This window comes from Prochlorococcus sp. MIT 0701, assembly GCF_000760295.1.
Taxonomy (GTDB): Bacteria; Cyanobacteriota; Cyanobacteriia; order PCC-6307; family Cyanobiaceae; genus Prochlorococcus.
This window is the reverse complement of sequence record NZ_JNBA01000014.1, coordinates 16,409-36,342: the sequence shown is the minus strand read 5'-3', so window position 1 is coordinate 36,342 and position 19,934 is coordinate 16,409. Positions and strand designations below refer to the sequence as shown.

Annotated in this window: 31 protein-coding genes; 13 read left to right on the top strand and 18 right to left on the bottom strand. The window is 47.7% G+C overall.

Going from position 1 to position 19,934, the window contains the following annotated elements; translation table 11 throughout:
* Nucleotide 1 precedes the first annotated feature (1 nt).
* From EV12_RS13570 to EV12_RS03460, 3 genes are all read right to left on the bottom strand, one after another.
* Nucleotides 2-229, bottom strand: coding sequence for a thermonuclease family protein (locus EV12_RS13570; protein ID WP_241466624.1), 228 nt, complete (start codon nt 227-229; stop codon nt 2-4).
* Nucleotides 230-592: 363 nt separating this feature from the next.
* On the bottom strand, nt 593-724 hold the full coding sequence (locus EV12_RS14775; protein ID WP_255327659.1) for a hypothetical protein: 132 nt from the start codon (nt 722-724) through the stop codon (nt 593-595).
* 783 nt (nt 725-1,507) lie between these two features.
* Complete coding sequence (locus EV12_RS03460; protein ID WP_152562393.1) at nt 1,508-1,699, bottom strand: hypothetical protein; 192 nt, start codon at nt 1,697-1,699, stop codon at nt 1,508-1,510.
* Nucleotides 1,700-2,451: 752 nt separating this feature from the next.
* Between EV12_RS03460 and EV12_RS03455 the strand changes: the two genes are divergently transcribed.
* Together EV12_RS03455 and EV12_RS03450 are read left to right on the top strand one after the other, a co-directional pair.
* Nucleotides 2,452-3,099, top strand: a complete 648-nt coding sequence (locus tag EV12_RS03455; RefSeq protein ID WP_241466623.1) for a hypothetical protein — start codon at nt 2,452-2,454, stop codon at nt 3,097-3,099.
* A gap of 126 nt (nt 3,100-3,225) precedes the next feature.
* Entirely contained in the window at nt 3,226-3,585 is a 360-nt protein-coding gene (locus tag EV12_RS03450; RefSeq protein ID WP_036911977.1) for a DUF2237 family protein, read from the top strand.
* Nucleotides 3,586-3,759: 174 nt separating this feature from the next.
* On the opposite strand, the gene EV12_RS03445 is transcribed toward EV12_RS03450, so the two are convergent.
* From EV12_RS03445 to EV12_RS03420, 4 genes are all read right to left on the bottom strand, one after another.
* On the bottom strand, nt 3,760-4,128 hold the full coding sequence (locus EV12_RS03445) for a hypothetical protein (RefSeq protein WP_036911974.1): 369 nt from the start codon (nt 4,126-4,128) through the stop codon (nt 3,760-3,762).
* 740 nt (nt 4,129-4,868) lie between these two features.
* On the bottom strand, nt 4,869-5,228 hold the full coding sequence (locus EV12_RS03435; protein ID WP_052039608.1) for a hypothetical protein: 360 nt from the start codon (nt 5,226-5,228) through the stop codon (nt 4,869-4,871).
* Nucleotides 5,229-5,290: 62 nt separating this feature from the next.
* Entirely contained in the window at nt 5,291-5,512 is a 222-nt protein-coding gene (locus EV12_RS03430; RefSeq protein ID WP_036911969.1) for a hypothetical protein, read from the bottom strand.
* A gap of 462 nt (nt 5,513-5,974) precedes the next feature.
* Nucleotides 5,975-6,265: a guanylate-binding protein gene (locus tag EV12_RS03420; RefSeq protein ID WP_072015057.1), complete on the bottom strand. Its 291-nt coding sequence runs from the start codon at nt 6,263-6,265 to the stop codon at nt 5,975-5,977.
* A gap of 378 nt (nt 6,266-6,643) precedes the next feature.
* Between EV12_RS03420 and EV12_RS03410 the strand changes: the two genes are divergently transcribed.
* On the top strand, nt 6,644-6,868 hold the full coding sequence (locus tag EV12_RS03410) for a hypothetical protein (RefSeq protein ID WP_036911958.1): 225 nt from the start codon (nt 6,644-6,646) through the stop codon (nt 6,866-6,868).
* A gap of 199 nt (nt 6,869-7,067) precedes the next feature.
* Entirely contained in the window at nt 7,068-7,241 is a 174-nt protein-coding gene (locus EV12_RS03405) for a hypothetical protein (RefSeq protein WP_241466556.1), read from the top strand.
* A 130-nt stretch (nt 7,242-7,371) separates the two neighbouring features.
* Here the strand turns inward: EV12_RS03405 and EV12_RS13995 are convergent, their stop codons facing one another.
* The 4 genes from EV12_RS13995 to EV12_RS03380 all read right to left on the bottom strand — a co-directional run bounded on the left by EV12_RS13995 (nt 7,372) and on the right by EV12_RS03380 (nt 9,319).
* Nucleotides 7,372-7,512, bottom strand: coding sequence for a hypothetical protein (locus tag EV12_RS13995; RefSeq protein WP_193742133.1), 141 nt, complete (start codon nt 7,510-7,512; stop codon nt 7,372-7,374).
* 2 nt (nt 7,513-7,514) lie between these two features.
* Nucleotides 7,515-7,697 (bottom strand): hypothetical protein, encoded by a 183-nt coding sequence (locus EV12_RS03400; protein ID WP_036972819.1) that lies wholly within the window; start codon nt 7,695-7,697, stop codon nt 7,515-7,517.
* 596 nt (nt 7,698-8,293) lie between these two features.
* Nucleotides 8,294-8,701 carry a hypothetical protein gene (locus tag EV12_RS13560; RefSeq protein ID WP_152562362.1) on the bottom strand — a complete coding sequence of 136 codons (408 nt, stop codon included), beginning with the start codon at nt 8,699-8,701 and terminating at the stop codon, nt 8,294-8,296.
* 429 nt (nt 8,702-9,130) lie between these two features.
* Nucleotides 9,131-9,319, bottom strand: coding sequence for a hypothetical protein (locus tag EV12_RS03380; RefSeq protein ID WP_036911942.1), 189 nt, complete (start codon nt 9,317-9,319; stop codon nt 9,131-9,133).
* 17 nt (nt 9,320-9,336) lie between these two features.
* Between EV12_RS03380 and EV12_RS03375 the strand changes: the two genes are divergently transcribed.
* On the top strand, nt 9,337-9,543 hold the full coding sequence (locus EV12_RS03375) for a hypothetical protein (protein WP_036911940.1): 207 nt from the start codon (nt 9,337-9,339) through the stop codon (nt 9,541-9,543).
* Between the two features lie 7 nt (nt 9,544-9,550).
* On the opposite strand, the gene EV12_RS03370 is transcribed toward EV12_RS03375, so the two are convergent.
* From EV12_RS03370 to EV12_RS14770, 3 genes are all read right to left on the bottom strand, one after another.
* Nucleotides 9,551-9,838: a hypothetical protein gene (locus tag EV12_RS03370; RefSeq protein ID WP_036911937.1), complete on the bottom strand. Its 288-nt coding sequence runs from the start codon at nt 9,836-9,838 to the stop codon at nt 9,551-9,553.
* Between the two features lie 296 nt (nt 9,839-10,134).
* Nucleotides 10,135-10,419 carry a hypothetical protein gene (locus tag EV12_RS03365; RefSeq protein WP_036911934.1) on the bottom strand — a complete coding sequence of 95 codons (285 nt, stop codon included), beginning with the start codon at nt 10,417-10,419 and terminating at the stop codon, nt 10,135-10,137.
* Nucleotides 10,420-10,439: 20 nt separating this feature from the next.
* Nucleotides 10,440-10,574 (bottom strand): hypothetical protein, encoded by a 135-nt coding sequence (locus tag EV12_RS14770; RefSeq protein WP_255327647.1) that lies wholly within the window; start codon nt 10,572-10,574, stop codon nt 10,440-10,442.
* A 335-nt stretch (nt 10,575-10,909) separates the two neighbouring features.
* Between EV12_RS14770 and EV12_RS03355 the strand changes: the two genes are divergently transcribed.
* The 5 genes from EV12_RS03355 to EV12_RS03340 all read left to right on the top strand — a co-directional run bounded on the left by EV12_RS03355 (nt 10,910) and on the right by EV12_RS03340 (nt 15,850).
* The gene (locus EV12_RS03355) at nt 10,910-11,593 is read left to right on the top strand and encodes a hypothetical protein (RefSeq protein WP_036911928.1); all 684 of its coding nucleotides are present in this window, start codon (nt 10,910-10,912) and stop codon (nt 11,591-11,593) included.
* A 123-nt stretch (nt 11,594-11,716) separates the two neighbouring features.
* Nucleotides 11,717-13,186 carry a glycosyl hydrolase family 57 gene (locus EV12_RS03350; protein WP_036911925.1) on the top strand — a complete coding sequence of 490 codons (1,470 nt, stop codon included), beginning with the start codon at nt 11,717-11,719 and terminating at the stop codon, nt 13,184-13,186.
* 361 nt (nt 13,187-13,547) lie between these two features.
* Nucleotides 13,548-14,705 carry an amidohydrolase family protein gene (locus tag EV12_RS03345; RefSeq protein WP_052039538.1) on the top strand — a complete coding sequence of 386 codons (1,158 nt, stop codon included), beginning with the start codon at nt 13,548-13,550 and terminating at the stop codon, nt 14,703-14,705.
* 454 nt (nt 14,706-15,159) lie between these two features.
* The gene (locus tag EV12_RS13990) at nt 15,160-15,333 is read left to right on the top strand and encodes a hypothetical protein (RefSeq protein WP_193742132.1); all 174 of its coding nucleotides are present in this window, start codon (nt 15,160-15,162) and stop codon (nt 15,331-15,333) included.
* Nucleotides 15,334-15,385: 52 nt separating this feature from the next.
* Nucleotides 15,386-15,850: a cupin domain-containing protein gene (locus tag EV12_RS03340; protein ID WP_241466557.1), complete on the top strand. Its 465-nt coding sequence runs from the start codon at nt 15,386-15,388 to the stop codon at nt 15,848-15,850.
* A 418-nt stretch (nt 15,851-16,268) separates the two neighbouring features.
* On the opposite strand, the gene EV12_RS03335 is transcribed toward EV12_RS03340, so the two are convergent.
* Entirely contained in the window at nt 16,269-16,562 is a 294-nt protein-coding gene (locus EV12_RS03335; RefSeq protein ID WP_241477267.1) for a guanylate-binding protein, read from the bottom strand.
* Between the two features lie 464 nt (nt 16,563-17,026).
* Between EV12_RS03335 and EV12_RS14765 the strand changes: the two genes are divergently transcribed.
* The gene (locus EV12_RS14765) at nt 17,027-17,158 is read left to right on the top strand and encodes a hypothetical protein (RefSeq protein WP_255327648.1); all 132 of its coding nucleotides are present in this window, start codon (nt 17,027-17,029) and stop codon (nt 17,156-17,158) included.
* 132 nt (nt 17,159-17,290) lie between these two features.
* Complete coding sequence (locus EV12_RS03330) at nt 17,291-17,521, top strand: hypothetical protein (RefSeq protein WP_241466558.1); 231 nt, start codon at nt 17,291-17,293, stop codon at nt 17,519-17,521.
* A gap of 84 nt (nt 17,522-17,605) precedes the next feature.
* On the opposite strand, the gene EV12_RS03325 is transcribed toward EV12_RS03330, so the two are convergent.
* Nucleotides 17,606-17,824 (bottom strand): hypothetical protein, encoded by a 219-nt coding sequence (locus EV12_RS03325; RefSeq protein WP_036911917.1) that lies wholly within the window; start codon nt 17,822-17,824, stop codon nt 17,606-17,608.
* A gap of 683 nt (nt 17,825-18,507) precedes the next feature.
* On the opposite strand from EV12_RS03325, the gene EV12_RS03320 reads away from it, so the two are divergent.
* Nucleotides 18,508-18,795: a hypothetical protein gene (locus EV12_RS03320; protein ID WP_241466559.1), complete on the top strand. Its 288-nt coding sequence runs from the start codon at nt 18,508-18,510 to the stop codon at nt 18,793-18,795.
* Between the two features lie 371 nt (nt 18,796-19,166).
* Here the strand turns inward: EV12_RS03320 and EV12_RS13985 are convergent, their stop codons facing one another.
* Nucleotides 19,167-19,334, bottom strand: coding sequence for a hypothetical protein (locus EV12_RS13985; protein WP_193742131.1), 168 nt, complete (start codon nt 19,332-19,334; stop codon nt 19,167-19,169).
* Nucleotides 19,331-19,624, bottom strand: coding sequence for a DUF1651 domain-containing protein (locus tag EV12_RS03315; RefSeq protein ID WP_036912104.1), 294 nt, complete (start codon nt 19,622-19,624; stop codon nt 19,331-19,333). The genes EV12_RS13985 and EV12_RS03315 overlap by 4 nt, the downstream gene beginning before the upstream one ends.
* Nucleotides 19,625-19,934 lie beyond the last annotated feature (310 nt).

Here is a 19,934-nt window from a genome sequence, read left to right as displayed (position 1 = left end):
ATCAGAACCAACCGGCAGAAGACTCCTCAATGTTTGTCGTGCTGTTTGTAATGCCGTACGGGGGCTGTGAGGTCTCTGGAGCGTCTATGCGGGTAAGGCGCACTTGGATTTCTCTTCGACTGCCTTCTGTGACGGTGAGAGTGTCGCCATCACCTATCGAAAGCACTTCTGCTGCATTGCATGGGACTTCCGTAACAGCAAAAAGAAGAACTAAAAGTGCCTTGCCCATATCCGCTCCAAGAACTTGTAGAACTCCTTCTCAGTCAACGGTCTGGCAAAGTCTTGTTTTCTCTTAGCTCTCCTGATCCACCAAATCATCAAACCCCAGTAGAAAACAACCAACAAACCAACTTCGAGATAACTCCAGTGCAAGTGCCCCATCAGTTCTCTCCCAGTCCTTTTAGTTCCTTCAGAAGGGCACGGTTGAGGTTGTCATGGCAGCCAATGATCATCTGCGGATAGACAGTGCCTTGTCTACAAGCGGCACATGCCTTGGCTCAAAAAATCTTTGGTTATCTACTGACATTGATTAAAGGTTGCAATCTGCAATTAAGATTTAAAATTATAATCGGTCTTTTAAAAGACAAGTTTCTCAGTAGTGAGGCGGCTTTGAGTCTTCAACTGAAAAGTAAGCACGTTCTTCATCATCAGATTCTTGGCTGCTGAGGTACTCATCAACTTCGTCATAGGAATCATCATCGACGTCTCTTTCGTGAACAGTCACGCCTAAACCTCCATTTGATCTCAGCCAACTCAATTTAGCCCGATTAAAGCAACTGGTGATAGAACGAAGAACCGTAAGACAAGAAAGAGAAGGGGTCTATGGCATTGCTGGTGAAGATGCCGGTGCCCTATCTCACAAGTCACGAGACCCTATCTAGGTTTAAGACCTGGCCTGGTCATCGATGTCCCGCCTTAGCTCAAGCCCGCTCCTGAAGCTGATCTCACTGAACACTCACAATAGATACGACGCCTATGTTCAGGGTTCTCATCTAAGGGAAGGAGATCCGCAGGTGGTTTCAAAGCGCGTTGTTTAAAAGTCCATCCGGTGAGCTGCTTTCGCTCGTCAAAAAACCACACAATCAACTTGCTAACGCACTTGAACGCTAATGCTCTGCCTGCAAGCTGCTTGAGCAACTGACCATTAAATGGATCAAATGATCGGAGGGTTAAATGGAGAATTTCATTCAGCTCACCAGCTAGACAGTCATCATCATCTGATTCGTCCTTGGCGTGGCTAGCGAATAGCCAAAACACAGGAAACATCAAGAATCACAATCTCCACCGTCTTAGGTGATTTCCCAGCCGACTGGTGGAACAAATCTTATTCGCAATCAAAGGGGTAGTAGTGGCCTTCTGCAGTTGGTGTAACGAAAATGTCTTTAGAACTGCTCAACCACATTGCAAGACCGTCCATCCCCCCGAAATTAATCCATAGAGATCTTGGGATTAATGTTTTGCGACTCACCGGTATCGAAACGATGACTATATTTTTACTGGCGTTGCATTATTGGAAACCTACATCTGAGCATCTTTTGTTGAGCTGCTTTTCATACTCCTTTGGGTCAGCAAAGCCTTTCCCATAAGCACCCCGATTAAAGACAATCCCATGTACTAGGACGTTGTAGGCAAACTCCGAAGTCATCTCTCCTTTTCGCCACTGCTCGCAGTAAAAGCGAGCTAATTCATCTTCTGTCATTTGATTTCCGCACCCAGACACGTTGATGGCAAGTACCACAAGCGGGAGCATGATTTTTTTTACTATGCTGACCACTAGCAAAACATCTCCTTTCCGCAAAGCTCTATTGGTCTGAAATGGATATGAGCTTCTGGCAACTCTACATTCACACCTACAACAAATCAGCCAATGCTTAGCAGCTTCTTGGATTGATGGATTCTACATCCTCAGATTGTTATCTCAATTCTAAGCAAGCAGGGATCCGGCCTCAGTAGGGATAAGAGGTCGTTGATGGTTGGCTCAAGCTGATAGGAGTGAAAGGATCTCCAAGTACTACTGCAGTTGTTCCAGTATTTATCCAGTGAATGCCAACCAGCATTTTTAAATCTTTTAGCAACGCTGCATGGATCCGCCAAGCGCCATAAGTGTTTCTGCTAGCACTTGCGACTGCCCCAGTGGCATTTAGGAGCGCCTTGGCTGTGATGGCGATTAGATGCAGCTGTAATAAAAGGCAGTGAAGTTCTGATCATATTACTGTTTAGCATGTAGCCAACTCTATGGATCGGCTCTGTGTACTAATCACTTTACCAGCAGCCTAAATTAATCACTGGCTCTCAAGTCTACTGGTATCTTTTCTAGACGGGCATACAAGCTAAATCTATTAACTATTCTCAGACTCCAAGTCTACAACGGCTAAAATATAATATTCAAGAGTAGAGTCTTCTGATTATGATAAAATATACAAATCATCTTCAACACTCTATATGCGAAAAATGCCGATCTCAGCTTTCATTCTTAAATGTGCATTAGCGAGCATTTTGCTTGGCACATCAACAATCTCTGCAGATGCAAAGGATAAAGTCATTAAAGGCACAACTTATAGCTATAATTGCAGAGAAGGACTCTGGAAAAGCAAAATAATTAGTCGTGGAGTCAACGACAAAGATTGGATTACAATTGAAAGACTAGAGGAGCTTACAGGTACTCGGCAAACAAATGTTAGGAATGATATTGAAAAATCATGCCAATCCTCTTCACGAATCCATAAAGCCAAAAGAGCATTTGGAGATAATTGTGAGCTGGTAAGCGATTCTTTTGATCCTGGAAATTGGCAAATAGATTATGCAAGTAGATTCAACACTCATGGGAATAAGTACTTGATCTTCGCAACAAGATATAGTGATGGGAGTAGGATGCTATGCCTTTCGAAGAATAATTTTAGAGAAAACTCACCCATAGAAACCCCTGGTAGGAGCTTGTTTATCCATAATATCCAAAGACAAGCAGGTTCATCAATTATTGAATACGACTATCATTCTGGGAATGGATGGGGCTATGAGGTTAAAAAGTACCGATTAGATTTTAGTGATCCAGAACGACCAAGTTTTAGCGTGGTTGACAGTTGGATTCATCAGCGGTAAATAGAATTCGTCTTACCTAAGGCAGGCAGAATACTACCTATATTTATCTAAAGCAGATGCTAAGGCTCAGAGGCTATTGCCTTGTAGCTTTAAACCTATAGGATTTAGCTAATCAGTCATTTGCAAATGGATCGAAATGTTTTAGGCGAACCTCTCGAGATTTGTAGTTGTGATCCAAACACGGGTTGGTATCGAGACGGAAAATGTAGAACTGATGGACATGACCTTGGTCAGCATACGGTTTGCTGCGTGATCAGCGAGAAATTTCTGACCTATAGCAAAGCTCAAGGGAACGATCTATCAACGCCAATGCCTCAGTATGGCTTCTCAGGGTTGGAACCAGGTGATCATTGGTGTGTATGTGCATCTCGTTGGAAACAAGCCTATGATGATGGCATGGCCCCAAATATTCGATTAGAAGCAACTAATATTGAGGTTTTGGCAGCTATAGATCTTCAGACACTCAAGCAATACAGTCATACTTAAGCTGCATAGATCTTTGAGAATTTAGAGCACTGAGAGGCTTGATCGATGTCTAGGCTGCGCAAAGGAATCATTATTTACTAGTCTTCCAACAATACTTTGGCATCAATCAGGTTTATTTATATTGAATAACTAAATACTTCCCAGTGCTTTAAGGGATAGTGGCAATGGTTGTTATCAGTCCTCCCTTTGTGAAGGACTTTCAGCAAAGGTCTGCTCCAAGCGCCTTTTGAATTCGTCGTCCCGACTGATTGGACTAAGATCCCTTTGCGGCTTGAAGTTTGTGCCGGCTTCCCGTGGAGGCTTGAACTCGATTTGTAAGTCCCTTCTTTTACTGAATAGTCCCATCGTCATACCTAGCCACCAGAACTGAAGTCCAGCGAAAACAAGAAAACAGAGCCCAAGCCCTATGTAGCCAGCGTTCATCTCCATACAAGAAGCCTTGCATACAACTGGCATGGTCGCGATATGGGCACGTATAGCAAGAACAGGCGAACGCGTACTAAACGAGAAAAGAAGTAGATCGAAGCTCGTGTACTCGACCATCTCGCAGTTGTTGGCAACTGCTCGAGAAGCAGATTGCTGACCGCTAGCCCTAATGATGTGGAATCAGCCTGGCGCTGCTTAGGTGGGATAAAACATACAGGGAATAGGGATATCGGATAAAAGAGAACGCCTACTTCCCCCCTGTTGCTATGCGAGGGGGCATTTGATACCTAAACTTGTTTCCTTGGTGCGTGCAAACGCCTTGTGACTTAGCCAATGTGGGAAAGAACGCATGAGGTGCCCTCTGTAGCTATCAGGGGGCTTTTTTTTATGGCAGAGACGATAGGCCTCGATCTGCTCAATCAAGCAGTGATGCCCCTGAGAAAGAGAAGTATTTTTCAAAAGAAAAGTGAACAGCTATCTAGTTATGAACCTAGGGCTCATTTCCTTTGGGTATTCATGGATATGAGCCACTTCTGGACCACCTGCGCCTGGTGCATGTTTAGCGGGAGCATCTCTCTTATCGTGCAGGCATGGATCACTCCATGATGCGGCTCTTCGATAACCAGCAAAAATTTCACCCGTAAGACGCATCTCAGTTTCTAGAACCAGTTGGTGGGGCTTGGATTAATGGCAGGGCTTATTTGCTCCTGCTTTTGTGATTCGAACCGTCACTGCGCTACTGAAGATCCCAAGTTTTTTTAGCAAAGCAAGATGAGGCGTCAGGTGAGGCTGTGCTGGTTCATCCTGAGCGGCTGCATATGTGGACTTTGGAGAGTCAGCAAGTGACAGCCATCAGTTCAGTTGCCCCAAATGGAATCTTCAGGGTTATCAAAAGCCTTGAACTCCTTAAGGAGGGACTGGTTCAAGCGATTTGCGCAATCAACGTCGCCCTGCTTCCAGCCAGTGCCATCTATATAGGGAGCCCAAACCTTGATGCAGACGGTTCTTGTCGCCTCTTCCCATTCCTTCCTCTCCTCATCCTCCAGATATTGACTCAACTCTTTGCTTGAGTCGCCCCATCTTTCTCCGGCGCACCACTGCTGGGTATAGGTCGAGGTATTTTTCTGACAGTCAATGTTGACGTACGGTTTCTCAGCTCTAGAAGGAGCAGCCAGAGCTCCGATCAGCAAGAAGAGCATCAGAGCTTGAGCAGACATTGACGAAAGTATTTCTTTGGTTCTACCACCAGGCAGGACGGAGCCTTGATTTTCTTGGACTGTCAGTTCACATAGAGCCAACGGGCCTGAACAAGCACCTGCTTCAACTGGTCGTCATCGAGAGCCATGGCTTCTGGCCAAACATCAGAGAGCCAAGCACGTAGCTTGACGCAATCGATTCCAGCCTTGCTCTGCCAGGGAGTAAAGAACTCGTCCTGAGCAGCCAAAACTCGGAACTTCAGGAACTCCAGCAAGCGGGCTCGCAGCCTCTGTTGATTAGGCATTCAAATGGATGGTTCCGTTCCGTTAAAAATACAACTCCGATCAAAGATAAAAGAAGTCAAGAAGAAACAGGAAGAGAGAGATGAATTGCCCCGCCTATCAGTGCCCCTAACGGGCAAACATACCGAAGCATGCAAGCAGCAATCAACAGCTGGATGATCACCAACCATCAAAGCAAGCTCCTTAAGATCATCGATAAATCCGCTAGGGAGAAGAGAACAATCTGAAGACTTACTAATTTCACCTCGTTTACTGAGCCATTGGTCAGAAAGACCTGCTGATTCATTCCGAATTGATCCAAGCTGACTTTTCCCTGGTTGCTTAGCAACGCACCACTTGAAGCCATGGTGATGATCTTGTGAAGGTGTACACCATCACGCTGCACTTCAAAATTTCCGTTAGAGGGAAAAGACCCCCGAGGAACCAGGAGGTCTTTTGTCTCCCACACCCTTAGGTGCTAGCGGTCAGGTTTCAGCTGCTGCTAACCCTTTGTCTGGCACTGCTTCTTGCTGAGAAGGCAGCAATTCGGCAATCTGTTTCTCGAGCTGATCAACAACTGAGAGATGCTCTGATCTGCGTGCTTCAAGACGAGCAACGCGTTGTGCGTTTTGACGCTCCTGAGCAGCCTTGTACTCAGAATCAGGGATCACAACAACGCGATCACGAGGAATGGTGTAGCCAAAGGGAGCATTGAAGACTTCGTCGAATAGTGAATACATGTCGTTCAGTTCAAGACCTCTACAGCATGACGCCATCAGAATTTCCGACCGAACCAAAAAGGTCGTAAGAACCAGGGCCGGTCGGCGATAGACATCACCCCATAAACGGCTCGTGTACGGTTTTCGCGAATCAAAATATATCTACCAATCCATCGCCTGCTCAGGCGAAGACCTGAACACGATGACTTAGGCGAGATTTTGTCCGTGGTGTTTTTCACCTGTGATCTTGTCGATAACGAAGGCCTGCCCTCGCTTGGCTCGCTGGCCTCGACGTTTTTCTGATATTCAGCAAGACGAGCCTCGATCCACTTCGTCTTACGTTGGGCACAACTTTTTTTGTTCTTGCTGTATCTGGTCATGTAAGCCCATCAGATGTGTGCAAAGCTTTTCTTATGCAACACGCTCTGAGTTGAGATGAACGCTGGCTATATAGCTCTTGGGCTCTGTTTGCTTGTCTTCCTTGGCCTTCAGATTTGGTGGGTAGGAATGACGATGAAAAATGGCCGTGGTGGGGCCAATGGATGGGGGAAAACAGGGCTTTTTGACTTCAGGTCTCAACAAGAGGTCAAGCCAAAGGACAGCATCCAGAGCTACAAAATCAAAAAGCAGTTAGAGGAAACCTTCTCTAAAAGCCCTTAAAGGCCTTCTAATACCTAGGTGGTGCATACTCCACCGGTCTTTCAATTTGCACAGATCAGATGTGTGCAAGGCTGCCGGTGTACAACATGTGGTCTAAGTTTTAATACCCCCTTGGCCTGCTATGGAGACGAACGCTGCTTTAGCACTTCTTCTCTCTTTGCTTGTCTTATTTGGCCTTGGGTTTTGGTGGTTGTTAGGGATGACGATCAGAAAAGGCCGTGGTGGGGCCAGCGAAGGGGGAAAAGGAGGAGGGCTCTTTAACTTCAGTTCTCAACAGAAGGGCAGCTCGCGGCGCAAGATCGCACCAAACGACGCAATCAAAGAGCGATTAGAAAAAACCTTCGCTGATAGCGCTTCACGAACGGAGGACTAAGACGCCTTAACCCTGAGGAGGGGTATTTGTATTCCTACGCCCGATCTTTCTTGCGCTGCTTCCATCGCTCCCGCGGGTCATCCACGTGGTGATTGATCGATTGATCGTCTTGTTTTTTAGTAAGGCAAGCTCACCCTTCATAGAGCGGCCTTTGATGACTCGATATAGCGATCGAGATCGCTAAGGCCAGCGAATCCATGAATTGCAGAAAGCGGTAGCCCTTGAGGTCAGCCAACAAGTAGACCCGGCCAACCCTCATCTCTCTCATCATTGTCAGTCACCCATCAAGATCTTGCCTTCGCCATACTTCTCTGGCAGGTCAGGTATTGGCTGTTCCTCTGGGTTTTGTGGGATGGCTTCTTCCATGCCCAAATCGATCTCAACAAAAAGAAGAGACAGAATGCCAATCAGTAATGCAGCCACTGCCAGTAGAGACCAGTGGCGACGGTCCATCATTGAATCAATATCAATCAGTACCAATGTTCTACTAGATCCCTGCGTCTTGTTGAACGAAAGCTTTGGAGTTAGCAGCTTTTTTTATCCATATCAAGAGGTGTCTCTTCCAACGCCTTCAAACAGGTATCCATTTCCCTGAATGCTTTCCTCTGATCTAGCGATTGGTTGTAAAAGAACTAACTGATCGCTGTAGCCCCTTTGGCGATCGCTTCAGCACAAATCTGGTCATGCATGCCGCACTCATCGTTCAACATGATCGAAGATTGAAACTCAGAGTTGACGATCGCCAAATCACCTTCTACTCCTTCCACCTATTCAATCGACTGATCAACCCCGTCGATGATTGGTCGCCAAAGGTGATCCTGGGTGCCACTGGGATAGCAAGATGCTCAAATGGGTAGTCATTCATTCAAGTCTTAGAAGAATAAAGAGAAGGGTTTCTCAAGGGAAACAACGACTCCATTGGCATTGGACTGTTCGCCTCAATCAGATCCCAGAACACTGGCATCAAGTTGCAGTGACTAGGCCATATCAACTTTATAAAGACAAGCTGGTTAGCAAGATGGACTGCCTGAATTCACCAGCAGGTCAACGCTTCAGAGACCCTCGAAGCGAACATTTAGGTTCACCCTTTCAGGCCCTAGGGCAGTAGCTTGCGTCACCAGAACTGCTGTTTTTTGGCTTGCTGTTCCATCAACTGAAACGCCAGAGGGTGGTGCCCAGGTCGCGGAAAACCCCCACGGACCAATCGTGGTTCGGATTGGTTGTTCGCTATAACCAGCCTTCGTCAGAGCGCTTTTAACAATCGGAAAGAGTGTTGCAGGTGTGCCATTGAGCTGACCATTGAGTCCAGTTTGACCAATCGCATTTGCAGTAAATAGAGAGGCCAATTTCCCTCTGACCTCCTGTGGAAGCGTATTCAGAAGTACCGATGGCTTTTCCGCTAACGCAGCTGGCGCAAGAGTGGTGAACAAAAACACAGCCGCGACCAGGAATCTGCGCATCAGTTGGGAGTATGTCTCTCTCAGTTGTAGCCAAAACAATCGATTTGCCCATGGCACCAACAATATTGACGATGAACTGCTCATCGATGACCAAGGCAAAGCACCCAGCCACCATGACGATCTGACCACTGCATAAAAAACCGTCGCGATGACTAGCAAGCAGGGCAACTTGAATTCAGCGCAAAGAACCCGTTAAGAACCGGGTACAGAAGAGAGAGAGAGAGATTCCTCTGGCCTTAGGCATGCCCCAAGCCAGTGCAAGCATGCTGATCAGGAACAACTTGGATTGAGACCCCCTTCGACCATCGCCATCGATTGGCTCGTGCATGCCAAGGCCATCAAAGAGATCACCTTCGCGTTGATGTGATGCGCAAGAAGGCAAGACAATAAAAAAAGGCCCCGTAGGGCCAGGGGCAAACCTTGTGGTTCTCACAGGGCTCTATGGGGTTTGGCGACTGCAAGACCGCGAAGTCCGAAAAAGGCAAGAACAGAGCTGATGCCGGTGAGAATTACAAGGGTCGAGACCAAAGTGGGGGTCAGTTCATAGCAACTACCCCAAAAGCTGATACCCATGTCAGTTACAGCAAGACTTTCAGTTGATAGCAACAACTCAGCCAATCGCCAATAGGGCCAGGATGATCGTTGGTGATCAGCTCAATAGCAACATGTGGTGCCCCAACGATCAATTGAGCAAAAAGCCAAGAGCGATGTCGCCTGTCAGCGAATGTCCAAATGCCTTAGTTGTTGGGCAACATCAAGTCATACCAGTAGGTTTGCCAGAGCATAAAAAAGACCCCTGGTTGCTTTGCATTCACAGCAAGGGTCTTGGCGTTCTCGTGTGAGGTGGGGTTAGCTCGCAGTACGGGCTAGCTCCTTAGCCTGGTCTGACAGGGCTCCCTCAAGAGTCAACCGTGCGATCTGAATTTCAAGACGTTCAAGGGAGCTGAGGTATGCAGCCTTGGTCTGCTCGAGGTCTGCAACGCGTGCAGCCTTCTGAGCGTCATGGTGTGCCTTGTACTCACCATCGCTCATTGCATAGAACTTGGGTTTTACAGAGGCGCTAGCGGAAGCGAAATAGGTGTCGAGAACCTCGCCTTTGTCCTGATAGTCAGCGATGCGGTTGTCTAAGGAGGTCATTGGAGGGAGGGGAAAGTCGTTCCTAACCGGCCTGCATTTAAAGGTCCATCGAGGAGGCAATGGGTACGGTTTCCGCGAATAAAACTCCATAGGCAGATACATGGTGTCTGCCTACGTCACCCAGAGCACCTTGAATTGTGTCTGGTTTAACTACGGGTGTTGTTCCACTGGTATGCGGCAATGCGGTTCTAGAACTACTTCCGCTCAAATTGTGCGCGTCGCTGCTTATGTCCACCTCTTGCCATGAGAGCCGATCAAATAGGCAAGGAATCTTCTCAGTCGAACCTCATCCCAACTCAAGCAGGTTGGAGAGTTCTAAAGAGAAGGGATTCATACACAGCTATCGCCAACAAGATCAGGACGATTCCGCTCACCAGTACTTTGCCGTTCATCGATGTCGTGGAGACAGGAACTTCCCTTTCTACTTTCTGCTCAAGTGCTGTGCGAGTCCAGTCTTGCAAGGACCTGCCACTGTTGCGGTGAGCATGTTGGCCTGGCCATCTCAAGCCAACAACTGGGCAAGGCTTTCGGTCTCCACCAATTAAAAATGGGGAAAAGAACTGCAAGCCAAGGGATTGCACCGTTTAGAAATCATGCTCGCTCAAGTCGGGCCAAGATCCCCATTGGCAAACCTGGCAATTCCTTCCAAGCTAACCCCACCAACCAGTACAAATTCATAAACAGCTATACCCACAAGGGTTAGGACGATTGCCAGCACAAGAAGTTTGCCGTTCATCAATGCAGCACTTGAAAGAGTGAAGGACTGATCAAAACTCAACCTGGTTGGAGGAATCTGACGATCAGGGGTTCACATAGAGCGATGCCAGCGAGGAGCAGGGCGATTGCCAGAAAAAGAGCCTTGCCACTCATCTATTTCATCAGTACGTGTTGTCCCTTTCTACTTTCAACTGAAGTGCTCTGCAGCAATCGCCAGCAGAGCTTTGAATGTCTTTGCTAGTGATGAGCCTGATCAGCAGACCAAAGCAAAAGCCCCAGCAGCTTGAGGAAGCAGCAGCAACGCTGTTGAATTGACAAGAACAATCCAACAGCTTGTGTTGCAACAACATCTCAATGGCCGATAAGTCAACGAAATGGATCACAGCCCTACGCAACGGGATCCGACGAGAATGTGGCGCTGGCTGGATGGTTCGCGGCGTCGGTGACGGGCTTCTCCAGAGGGTTCAGCTGACTGTGCGCTTCGACGATGGCAGCCGCGCAAGCATCATCCTCGGTCCAAAAGCCAAGAGCGATCCCGATTTCGTTCCATGGATCGCAACAAGCGCTGATTGGATCTTGAGAATTTCAACCGAGATCTCTGATTTGATGAAAGAGCAGGGCAAAGGATTGACTGACGCCTATGAGTTGGTGAAACAAAGAAACGAGTCCGGATCTGATAGCGCATTCGAATGGGAACGACTACTGAGAAAATTCAAATCACATAAAACAAGTAACAGCAAAAACGGAGCCAGGGTTTGGAACCGTAACTACCGCACACCAATTGCCCGCACAGTGCTCATTCTCACAAGCCAACCTGAACCCACCTCCGGATACACGCTCTTGAAAGCACTTGTTGAACGTCATGGAGGAGAGCCCGGCTCAACAAGCAGAAGACTGCGAATTCAGTACGCAGCAGAATTCCTTCGCTTCGCGTTTAAACATGGAGCCAACAGACGTTGGCTACCACCGGAAGATCTCAAGACGTTCATCGGCGAAAAAAGTGCCGATCTCACTCAGAACAACGTCAACAAGGTGTAGGGGACCAATCCACTGCGCGACGTTCCACCTGACTGGCAACCCGCCAGTCCACCTTCAAGACCTCGTCTTGGGCAGCTGCTGCTTGAGGCTCTACACAGCCAGTACTACCGCAACCAAAAGTTGATGCTCAACCAAAACTTGCCTCCAATCGCTGGCTATGAAGCCGAAATTCTTGCCCTGGTTCAGCAAGCTAATCCTGTTGTGTTGCCAAACAGCAATCTCAACCTGGATCAGTTTCAGTCAGCCTTTGCCTGTGCTCTCCACATGCATCAGCCAACAATTCCAGCAGGGTCAAATGGAGAACTGATCTCGCATCTGCAATACATGCTGGAGCACAGCGAAGAAGGCGATAACCACAATGCCGAACCCTTTGCCCATTGCTACAAGCGCCTCGCAGACATCATTCCCCAACTGATTCAAGAAGGATGCAACCCTCGAATCATGCTGGATTACTCAGGCAACTTGCTCTGGGGTGTTGAGCAAATGGGCCGCCTCGACATTCTCGAGGCGCTCAAACGTCTCGCATGCGATCCCACTCTTCAACCCCATGTGGAATGGCTCGGCACCTTTTGGAGCCATGCCGTTGCACCTTCCACTCCTATCCCAGATCTAAAGCTACAAATCCTGGCCTGGCAACACCAATTCGCTGCCATGTTTGGGCAGCAAGCATTGCAACGGGTGAGGGGTTTCTCGCCACCGGAAATGCACCTTCCCAACCATCCAGACACCCTCTATGAATTGGTGAAAGCCCTAAGAGATTGCGGATACCGTTGGCTACTTGTTCAAGAAAACAGCGTTGAGAACCTCGATGGCTCATGCCTTCGCCACGCACAAAAATACGGTCCAAATCAACTTGTAGCTCGCAACTCCAGAGGGGAAACAGTCAGCATTGTGGCCTTGATCAAAACCCAGGGCTCAGACACCAAATTGGTAGGACAGATGCAGCCCTATCACGAAGCATTAGGCCTAGAAAGACAATCACTGGCAGGCAAATCGATTCCATCATTGGTCTCTCAAATTGCCGACGGAGAAAATGGAGGCGTAATGATGAATGAGTTTCCAGCCGCCTTTATCCAAGCCCATCAAACCATTGCCTCACAGGTTGATGCTGTAAGCACAGTGGCGCTCAACGGCACAGAATATTTGGAGTTACTGGAGGCCGCCGGTGTCGAAGCCTCTGGTCACCCGAAGATTCAGGCCATTCAACAACACAAGCTGTGGCATAACACTGACAGCCCCATCAACCCGGAATCAATCGAAGCGACCATCAGCGGCCTCAAAGAAACAGATCCCTCCTTCTCAATGGACGGCGCGTCCTGGACCAACAACCTCAGCTGGATCAAGGGCTATGAAAATGTTCTAGAACCGATCAACAGCCTCAGCGCCAAGTTCCACCAGCTGTTTGATCCCTTGGTGGCAAAGGATCCAGCAATCACACAAACCCTGCACTATCAAGAAGCTCTGCTCTACTTGCTTCTGCTAGAAACCAGCTGCTTCCGCTATTGGGGCCAAGGCACCTGGACCAACTACGCCAATGAGATCCACCGGCGCGGGGAAGCCATGATCAACTCAGCAAACCAAGCCCTGAGATAGTTGTTCGTCTGACCAGCAGGCCAAAGCAAAAGCCACACCATTTCAATCAATAGCAAAGCAATCGCAACGATGAATGATCGATATCATCACTTGAGCATCACGCCCTTGCGCATCACAAATGCGCATTCCTAGAGGTGTTATTGATAAGTCGATCCTCGTGGTGTTCAAAGAAACATGAGGTGCTGCGTCCAGCAGACTTGATTTGGATGAAACCAATACATATCTAACGATCATTGGGCTGGTCTGACCAGGCCAAAATCATTGGCTCTGAAAATATTAAACAGATACCTGCGATGCCGCAAAAATCTGCCAGGCCTACTATAAAATAAATAAATAAATAGCTTTCTTTTAAAATACAGCCATGAAAAAGATTCTATCACAAAAACATCTTCTTTTGCCTACAATCATAATAGCTCTTGGGCTAACAGGATTAGTTATTCATAAGAGGAATATGGCATTTGAAAGATCAGAAGAATTAAACAAGCAGCGTTCATTAACTAATTTCCAGAAATCAAACAAAAACAAATCTTGCTATGATCGCAAATACAATTCAAGCAATTCAGTAACAGATCTACACCTTCATTCGCAGCCATTTGGAGGAAGAAGCCTTCGTTACACAGAACTTATGACCTACCTAAAGGAAGCCAAAGTACCATTTGCTCTTCTTTATGGAATTGGGCAGACACTGCCGCATACTAGTAGCTGCTCCTACTATCTCAACTGTCTAGGAACAAAAGCCTCGCCAACAATAAAGAATGATTTTGAAAATGCTGCAAACCTCCATGAATTCCCACAGAGAGAGGTTCATATAGGGCTGTCAATGACATTCCCAGACCTTGCAAACCCATCAAACATTGTTGACAATATTATGCTGCTTGATCAGGAGTTTCCGGGCCTGTTCACGTGGATGGGAGAGGTTAATGTGATGAAGCAAGCATTACTCGGGAATGCCCACGAGCCAGCTACAACAAACTCAATTGCTGAATGGAAGCCGTTTATGGAGATTCTTAGAGATCGAAGAATCCCATTAGCCCTTCACTCTGACTTGGGCAACAACGCAGATCCCGAAAAATTTATTTATCTAATGGACAAAGTCCTTGAGTTGTATCCAAACAATAAAATCATCTGGATGCACATGGGGCTGTCAAAGGAATTGACAACTTACTCAGCTTCTGAGCATATAAAACTAATGTCACGTTACCTCAATAAACATCCAAATCTATATCTAGATCTCTCATGGAGAGTGATTGCTGATAATTACTTCAATACACCAAACAAAAGATCAATGTATGCAAAGTTTATCAGCAATTACCCTACACGATTCCTCGCCGGCACAGATTTCGTAGCTTCAAGTAATAAAACAATCGATGTCTACCAAGAGGAAGCAAATGTTACTGGAAGCATTTTTGCTGATATCAGTAACAAGGCATTTCGTCAAGTTGCATTGGGCCAAAATTACTTTGATCTTGCCCCTGGTCTTGCCGATAAGTTTCAAGCCCCGGAGATCTGCGAAAGATAAGATTAAATCTCTAAAGCTTATTTAGCTAAGCTGATGTTTTTGTCTGCCAATAAGCGTAGAATTAACAGATTAACTATTGCGTACCAGTCGAGCCAAAATGATCGCTCTTAGTCCCCAAGTGATCAGAAAGACTCTCCCGAAAAAGCGCAAGAAAGCATGTTCTTCTGTTATTTGCGGGTAGTGGCCTCTAAAGCACTGCCAATTAATTTGAACCAGTAAAAAGCCCGATCAGCTCAAAGGTCCATTACTTCTCAATTGAAAAAAGAGAAAACAATAAGATGCAAACGACATCAAAAAAGTCTTGCTGCCCATTGTGGACGGTCGGAAAACCAGATCCCTCTAGCCTGAGATGCCAAGCAAACGTCTGTATAGTCTTTGCAACCGTTGGCCCCGTTGCGGGGCGCAGTCAGACTTAAGCCAGGCAACGGGGGCTTAAGCACTGCAGGAGCGTTCTATGAACATCCTCTCCATGATTCAGCGCAAAGCTCAAAAGCAATCTGCCCTGTCTCATTCCCAGTTTCTGATGGCGAAAAGCTATCGAGGAATTGACTACACCTCGGCTCATCAATCCCCCGCGAAGCTCGGTGCCCACAACCGCACCGATCAAAGGGTTGACTACACCATATAAATCACTTAAGTCTTCTAAAAATCACTTCACATCACATCAGCGGTCTTTCCTCATGGAAGCCGCTTTTTTATTTCCTATGCGAGCACTCCTCTTCTCGGCAATCTGCCTCACTGGTTTATTGGCCGTCAGTTGCAGCAAAACGAAGGATCAGGCCACTGCACCCATCACATCTGATGTCCTGGTCTCTTCAACAGAGTCATGGGATGGGGAGGGGTTCAGCTATCCGCAAGGCAAAGCTGAGATGACATTCATAAGAGCTGTTTTTCCGCCTGGCGCCAAAACCCCAGTCCATACACACCCTCAACCTGGTGTCGTGTATATCGAGAAAGGTTGGATCAAGTGCACACTCACAGAGTCCGGGAAGGAAAGGGAGTTCAGACGAGGTGAAGCCTTTGTTGCCTCTACCGGAGACACCCAACACGCCTGTGAAAACATTGGCAATGAAGATGCCGTTGTGTTTGTTGCCTGGGCAGGAGTAGAAGGAGTGCCGCTCAAACAGCCTGTCAAAGCTGAGTGAAGTCAGAACTGTTGGCAGTGTTGCGGCCAGCCCCTCTTGCACATCGCGCCTGCGCGGGTTTTTATAGAGGCAATAAAAGAGCCCCCAGCTAACGAGGGGGCGGATTTATGCAAAAACCGACTGATCCCCATCACCCGGCCACGAGAAGAGACTAGTGGTTGTCAAGGACGAAGATGATGGTCTTCACACTATATTTAGGTTTAAATACATTTATATTGACTTTCTAGCACTACCTGTAGCGGGCTCGCACCCAGTTCAGCATGGCTTCCTGCAAGCAAGACAACAGCCTCAAAAAAAGAGAACGCTGCTGATGCATTCAATCGCGAGTTTCAATCGGGCAGAAAAAAGCCCCTCGCTTGCAGCAGGGGGCCCTTTGTATCCCACATCACCAGGTGTTCCCATCACCAGGTGCTAGCGGTCAGGTTTGAGCTGCCGCCAACTCTTTTTCCTTCTCTGCTGCTGGCAGAGAAGGCTGCAATTCAGCAATCTGCTTCTCGAGCTGTTCAACAACTCCGAGATAGTCTGCTTTGCGAGCCTCCAGGCGAACAACGCGCTCAGCGTTCTGACGCTCTTGCAGCTTCTCGTACTCAGATTGCGGGATCACAACAACGCGATCTCGTGGCACTGCATAGCCAAAGGGAGCGGTAAAGAAATCATCAAAGAGTGAATACATGGCGTCCTGTGCGAGACCTCTACAGTCTGCGACCTCCAATGAATACGACCGAACAAAAAAGGTAGTAAGAACCAGGGCCGGTTAGTGTTCGAAGTTGCCTCCTAGACGGCTCCGATACGGTTTTCACGAATTCATTCGATGGGGTTCTGCAGAAGCTCCTCATGCGATTACCACAACAACCTGGATAAAACGAGATTTAGCTCTCAACATCTCTGGTCATTGAGTTTGTTGACGTTGGCTATGAAGATGTCTCCAACAAAAGCAAGTCGCCCGCCATAGGCAGAAAAGTCACTGTGATCGAACTCAAAACAGCAGCGAACAGAGAGCTGCTTCTGAGAAGACTGCTAGTGAGAGGCAGCTAAAGACATGACTTTGACCCAACGCAAAGCTGCCGCCCTCAAGGATTACAGAAGAAGCCTGAATTGATCGAGATAGTGGAGGAGGGAGCCATCAATGAAGCCTATTTCGATGAGCCATTAGATCACTAACAGCACGGAAAAGAAATGAACATCCAGTTGGGGAACGAGACTTTCTGCTTGGTGAAAGAAGCAAGTGAGGATGGCCTGGCTGATCAAGCTAGTGGTTTGAACTCCGGTGCGCTACTGATGGCAGCAAGACCACTTGAAGCCACTTAGATAATCGCTGCTTTGGGCTTCGATAAGTAGCGATAAAGCCTCGGCTATCCGTACCAACGCAGGGTTCTAAGGACCCACATTGGCGCTGATTTTTTGCCATTGTCATGGAAAATCTGTTGGCAGGCACATTCAATGCCTCAATCAAAGCTCACCCTCTCCTTCATCCTCTTCACATCACTCTGGATTGTTTGGTCCGCTTGGGATGCAGTACAGCCAGTACTAAGTAGTGGTCAACTGGCTGCGCTATTCCCTTTACTGCCAGTAAGCGCACTTTTATTAGGCCTCTCGTTCTTCGATAACGAAGATGATGATGATCAAAGCGGCGGGACACTTCAACCCATCTATGCCAGAGCCAGAGCTTAATCAGGTGGATTTCTACACGATCACACTTGGCGTTTTCATCGCGCTGTTTTGCCTCGCTCTGTACAGGCTTGCAGATCAGCCTGCCTAGGCAGCACGGATGCAGGTGGCGATGCAATTCCACTCAGATTCCGTGGTGTCATCCCAGTTCTCTGGTTCGGCGCTTAAGTACACCGTCTTCAAGAGGTTGACTGACTCATCAACGCTTGTTGCTTGAGGATCTCTTGCACGAGCCAAGGCTACTTTCTGAACTTCAGTCAGTGTTACTGGCAAGTAGTTTTCAACGAGTTTGAGTGTTGCTGACATGACGAAAAATTTTTGTTGGCTCTTGATAGCAACAAAAAAGCCTCTTAGCTAGAGGGCTGGATCTCAATTCAATGTGAACGAGCTCACACATCAAAGCCTGAACATCAAGAGGAGTGATGAACAGTGACAGTTGCGTGAGAGGTATGAGCGCAATGACGCAGAGCTGATCAATCAAATCTCCTGGAGGAGAGTGTCGCTTCGAGCCTGTCGTGATGAACCTCAAGCAGAACTTGTTGCTTCGCCCACGTTCGCGGCCATTGAACAGCTGGCCCTAGAGCAAATACATCCATCAATAAGCATTCGAAGTAATTACATAGTCACGATAACGCGTATCTGAGGTATTGAGGTTCCGGAATGAGTTAGCACCCTTGGGAACGCTGGACCATGCGCCAAAGCATGAATTCCGTCGCCTAGGCAATGTCATTCTCCAGCGAGCCAAATCTAAGCAAGGAGTACAAACAAGGCAATGCTCTGAAGATGAGCCCTAAGCATGGAGGGTCAACGCCAGCACCCTTGCCAATACAAAAGATCTGGCATCGATTGACATTCCGATTTGCTTCTTGCCTCATGTTTGACAAGTGAAAAGGTCTCAAAGCTTTCACCATGAGGAGAGGCGGGCCGCCCTTCCTCGTGGTCGACAATACAGGTGTACTATGCTTGCTCACGTTGCCGATAAAAACACCATGGCCGCAAACACACCAATCCCCAACAACCCAAGCACGGGTAGAGCATGGACCCGCAATGAACTGATTACAGAGCTGGGGGTAGAGCGCAAAAGGAACTCAGACCGAGCCAGTGGAATTGTCTCCTGGTCTGAGCAAGGTTCAAATGTGAAAGCTCGTTGGCTGATCCATCTCAAAGAGTGGGCAATCCTCACCCACCAAGTCTACGAACTGGGCCGCGAATGCCGTGTCTTTGTAGAGACCCGCCTGCTAGCGAGCACTAGTGCCTCATTAACACGATCTAATTGAAACCACCTAGCAAAAACTAAAACAAAAAAGTGCCTACAGATTAGGATGAATGAAGGCTGCTACCCATATCACTTTTGCTCTGCGAATCATCGAGACCTTTAATCATGAGCAAGACAAATAGAACCATGCCCGACTGAATCCACCAAGAAGGGTTCGAGAGATCTGATGGACCAGTCAAGGTTCATTCCCCGCGGCAGGTGAACATTCTTGATCCGTTACTGCTGGTACCACGGCTCAGCCCTTCAATAAGGCCTAGTTGTCGCTGGATTAAAAGCGGCGTCGCCAAGAACCATCAAGATCAATTCGCTTCTTAAGCTCAACAAAGCACCCGAGTCAAAACCAGGGCATTTCTTTCGTCATGTCCAGGTTCCCTAGGTCTCGATCCCATACTCAATTGCGATTCCATGCAGCTCGTCAAGCGTCAATTCGGAAAAATAACTCCGCAAGCAAAGCAAGGATTCAAAGCTCTCTAACTTGCCACCACCCTCTTTGAGCAGCAGTATTCGAGCCAATGTCATGGCGAGTTCGTTCTGGGTCATGCGGCGATCTCTTCTGTGAGCTGAGGGTCTGGGTCTTCCCCGAATTGAGTCGTCAGTTTTTGCCATCCATCAAGAAGCATCTGACCGCATAGTTCAAGGGCTTCATCCAAAGGAAGCCTCAGGCGTTGTTTCATTTGCGATGGAGTTCCATCAACTTGTGCACTCCACTGATCAACAAAAACAAAGGGATTTCTTATCCAACTCTTTGAATCGCGATGGAAGCGATAGCAGAAATGGCCATCAGGGCTGATGAGCCAGCCATTGACCTGCTGCACTGGAGAGCTTTGCATGGCACTCATTGAAGTACACCTGTACTAGCGTTACGTCTAGGCTTTGTCAACAGGGTTGATTGACGGCTTGCTGATCTTGTTGGTGACACTCCCCTGATCGGAGTTCCCTGCAGACCATCGCGACGACACGAAAACCCATTTCAGAATGGGGCTCTGAAATTAGCGCCCTGCCCAGGTATCAAAGACACTCCTTCGCAGAGCTGCCCATGTTCACGCAAGTGATCTGGCCTGGTTCACAAGAGGAGAGCCTATCCACTAGAAAACTATGATCAAGCTCACAGCTATCATTGAACAAGGCAACGACTTTCCC

What these genes read in the sequence shown, in the direction of transcription:
- EV12_RS14765 (WP_255327648.1), top strand. Translation starts at nt 17,027, where the DNA reads ATGAACATCCAGTTGGGGAACGAGACTTTCTGCTTGGTGAAAGAAGCA.
- EV12_RS13560 (WP_152562362.1), bottom strand. Translation starts at nt 8,701, where the DNA reads ATGCGCAGATTCCTGGTCGCGGCTGTGTTTTTGTTCACCACTCTTGCG.
- EV12_RS03420 (WP_072015057.1), bottom strand. Translation starts at nt 6,265, where the DNA reads ATGGCGTCATGCTGTAGAGGTCTTGAACTGAACGACATGTATTCACTA.
- EV12_RS03340 (WP_241466557.1), top strand. Translation starts at nt 15,386, where the DNA reads ATGGAAGCCGCTTTTTTATTTCCTATGCGAGCACTCCTCTTCTCGGCA.
- EV12_RS03325 (WP_036911917.1), bottom strand. Translation starts at nt 17,824, where the DNA reads ATGTCAGCAACACTCAAACTCGTTGAAAACTACTTGCCAGTAACACTG.
- EV12_RS14770 (WP_255327647.1), bottom strand. Translation starts at nt 10,574, where the DNA reads ATGAACGGCAAACTTCTTGTGCTGGCAATCGTCCTAACCCTTGTGGGT.
- EV12_RS03315 (WP_036912104.1), bottom strand. Translation starts at nt 19,624, where the DNA reads ATGCAAAGCTCTCCAGTGCAGCAGGTCAATGGCTGGCTCATCAGCCCT.
- EV12_RS03435 (WP_052039608.1), bottom strand. Translation starts at nt 5,228, where the DNA reads ATGTCTGCTCAAGCTCTGATGCTCTTCTTGCTGATCGGAGCTCTGGCT.
- EV12_RS03320 (WP_241466559.1), top strand. Translation starts at nt 18,508, where the DNA reads ATGGCCGCAAACACACCAATCCCCAACAACCCAAGCACGGGTAGAGCA.
- EV12_RS13985 (WP_193742131.1), bottom strand. Translation starts at nt 19,334, where the DNA reads ATGACCCAGAACGAACTCGCCATGACATTGGCTCGAATACTGCTGCTC.
- EV12_RS03345 (WP_052039538.1), top strand. Translation starts at nt 13,548, where the DNA reads ATGAAAAAGATTCTATCACAAAAACATCTTCTTTTGCCTACAATCATA.
- EV12_RS03350 (WP_036911925.1), top strand. Translation starts at nt 11,717, where the DNA reads ATGCTCAACCAAAACTTGCCTCCAATCGCTGGCTATGAAGCCGAAATT.
- EV12_RS03450 (WP_036911977.1), top strand. Translation starts at nt 3,226, where the DNA reads ATGGATCGAAATGTTTTAGGCGAACCTCTCGAGATTTGTAGTTGTGAT.
- EV12_RS03375 (WP_036911940.1), top strand. Translation starts at nt 9,337, where the DNA reads ATGATCGTTGGTGATCAGCTCAATAGCAACATGTGGTGCCCCAACGAT.
- EV12_RS03445 (WP_036911974.1), bottom strand. Translation starts at nt 4,128, where the DNA reads ATGGTCGAGTACACGAGCTTCGATCTACTTCTTTTCTCGTTTAGTACG.
- EV12_RS03430 (WP_036911969.1), bottom strand. Translation starts at nt 5,512, where the DNA reads ATGCCTAATCAACAGAGGCTGCGAGCCCGCTTGCTGGAGTTCCTGAAG.
- EV12_RS03355 (WP_036911928.1), top strand. Translation starts at nt 10,910, where the DNA reads ATGGCCGATAAGTCAACGAAATGGATCACAGCCCTACGCAACGGGATC.
- EV12_RS03460 (WP_152562393.1), bottom strand. Translation starts at nt 1,699, where the DNA reads ATGACAGAAGATGAATTAGCTCGCTTTTACTGCGAGCAGTGGCGAAAA.
- EV12_RS13990 (WP_193742132.1), top strand. Translation starts at nt 15,160, where the DNA reads ATGAACATCCTCTCCATGATTCAGCGCAAAGCTCAAAAGCAATCTGCC.
- EV12_RS03330 (WP_241466558.1), top strand. Translation starts at nt 17,291, where the DNA reads ATGCCTCAATCAAAGCTCACCCTCTCCTTCATCCTCTTCACATCACTC.
- EV12_RS03410 (WP_036911958.1), top strand. Translation starts at nt 6,644, where the DNA reads ATGAACGCTGGCTATATAGCTCTTGGGCTCTGTTTGCTTGTCTTCCTT.
- EV12_RS03400 (WP_036972819.1), bottom strand. Translation starts at nt 7,697, where the DNA reads ATGATGGACCGTCGCCACTGGTCTCTACTGGCAGTGGCTGCATTACTG.
- EV12_RS13995 (WP_193742133.1), bottom strand. Translation starts at nt 7,512, where the DNA reads ATGATGAGAGAGATGAGGGTTGGCCGGGTCTACTTGTTGGCTGACCTC.
- EV12_RS03405 (WP_241466556.1), top strand. Translation starts at nt 7,068, where the DNA reads ATGACGATCAGAAAAGGCCGTGGTGGGGCCAGCGAAGGGGGAAAAGGA.
- EV12_RS03370 (WP_036911937.1), bottom strand. Translation starts at nt 9,838, where the DNA reads ATGACCTCCTTAGACAACCGCATCGCTGACTATCAGGACAAAGGCGAG.
- EV12_RS03455 (WP_241466623.1), top strand. Translation starts at nt 2,452, where the DNA reads ATGCCGATCTCAGCTTTCATTCTTAAATGTGCATTAGCGAGCATTTTG.
- EV12_RS13570 (WP_241466624.1), bottom strand. Translation starts at nt 229, where the DNA reads ATGGGCAAGGCACTTTTAGTTCTTCTTTTTGCTGTTACGGAAGTCCCA.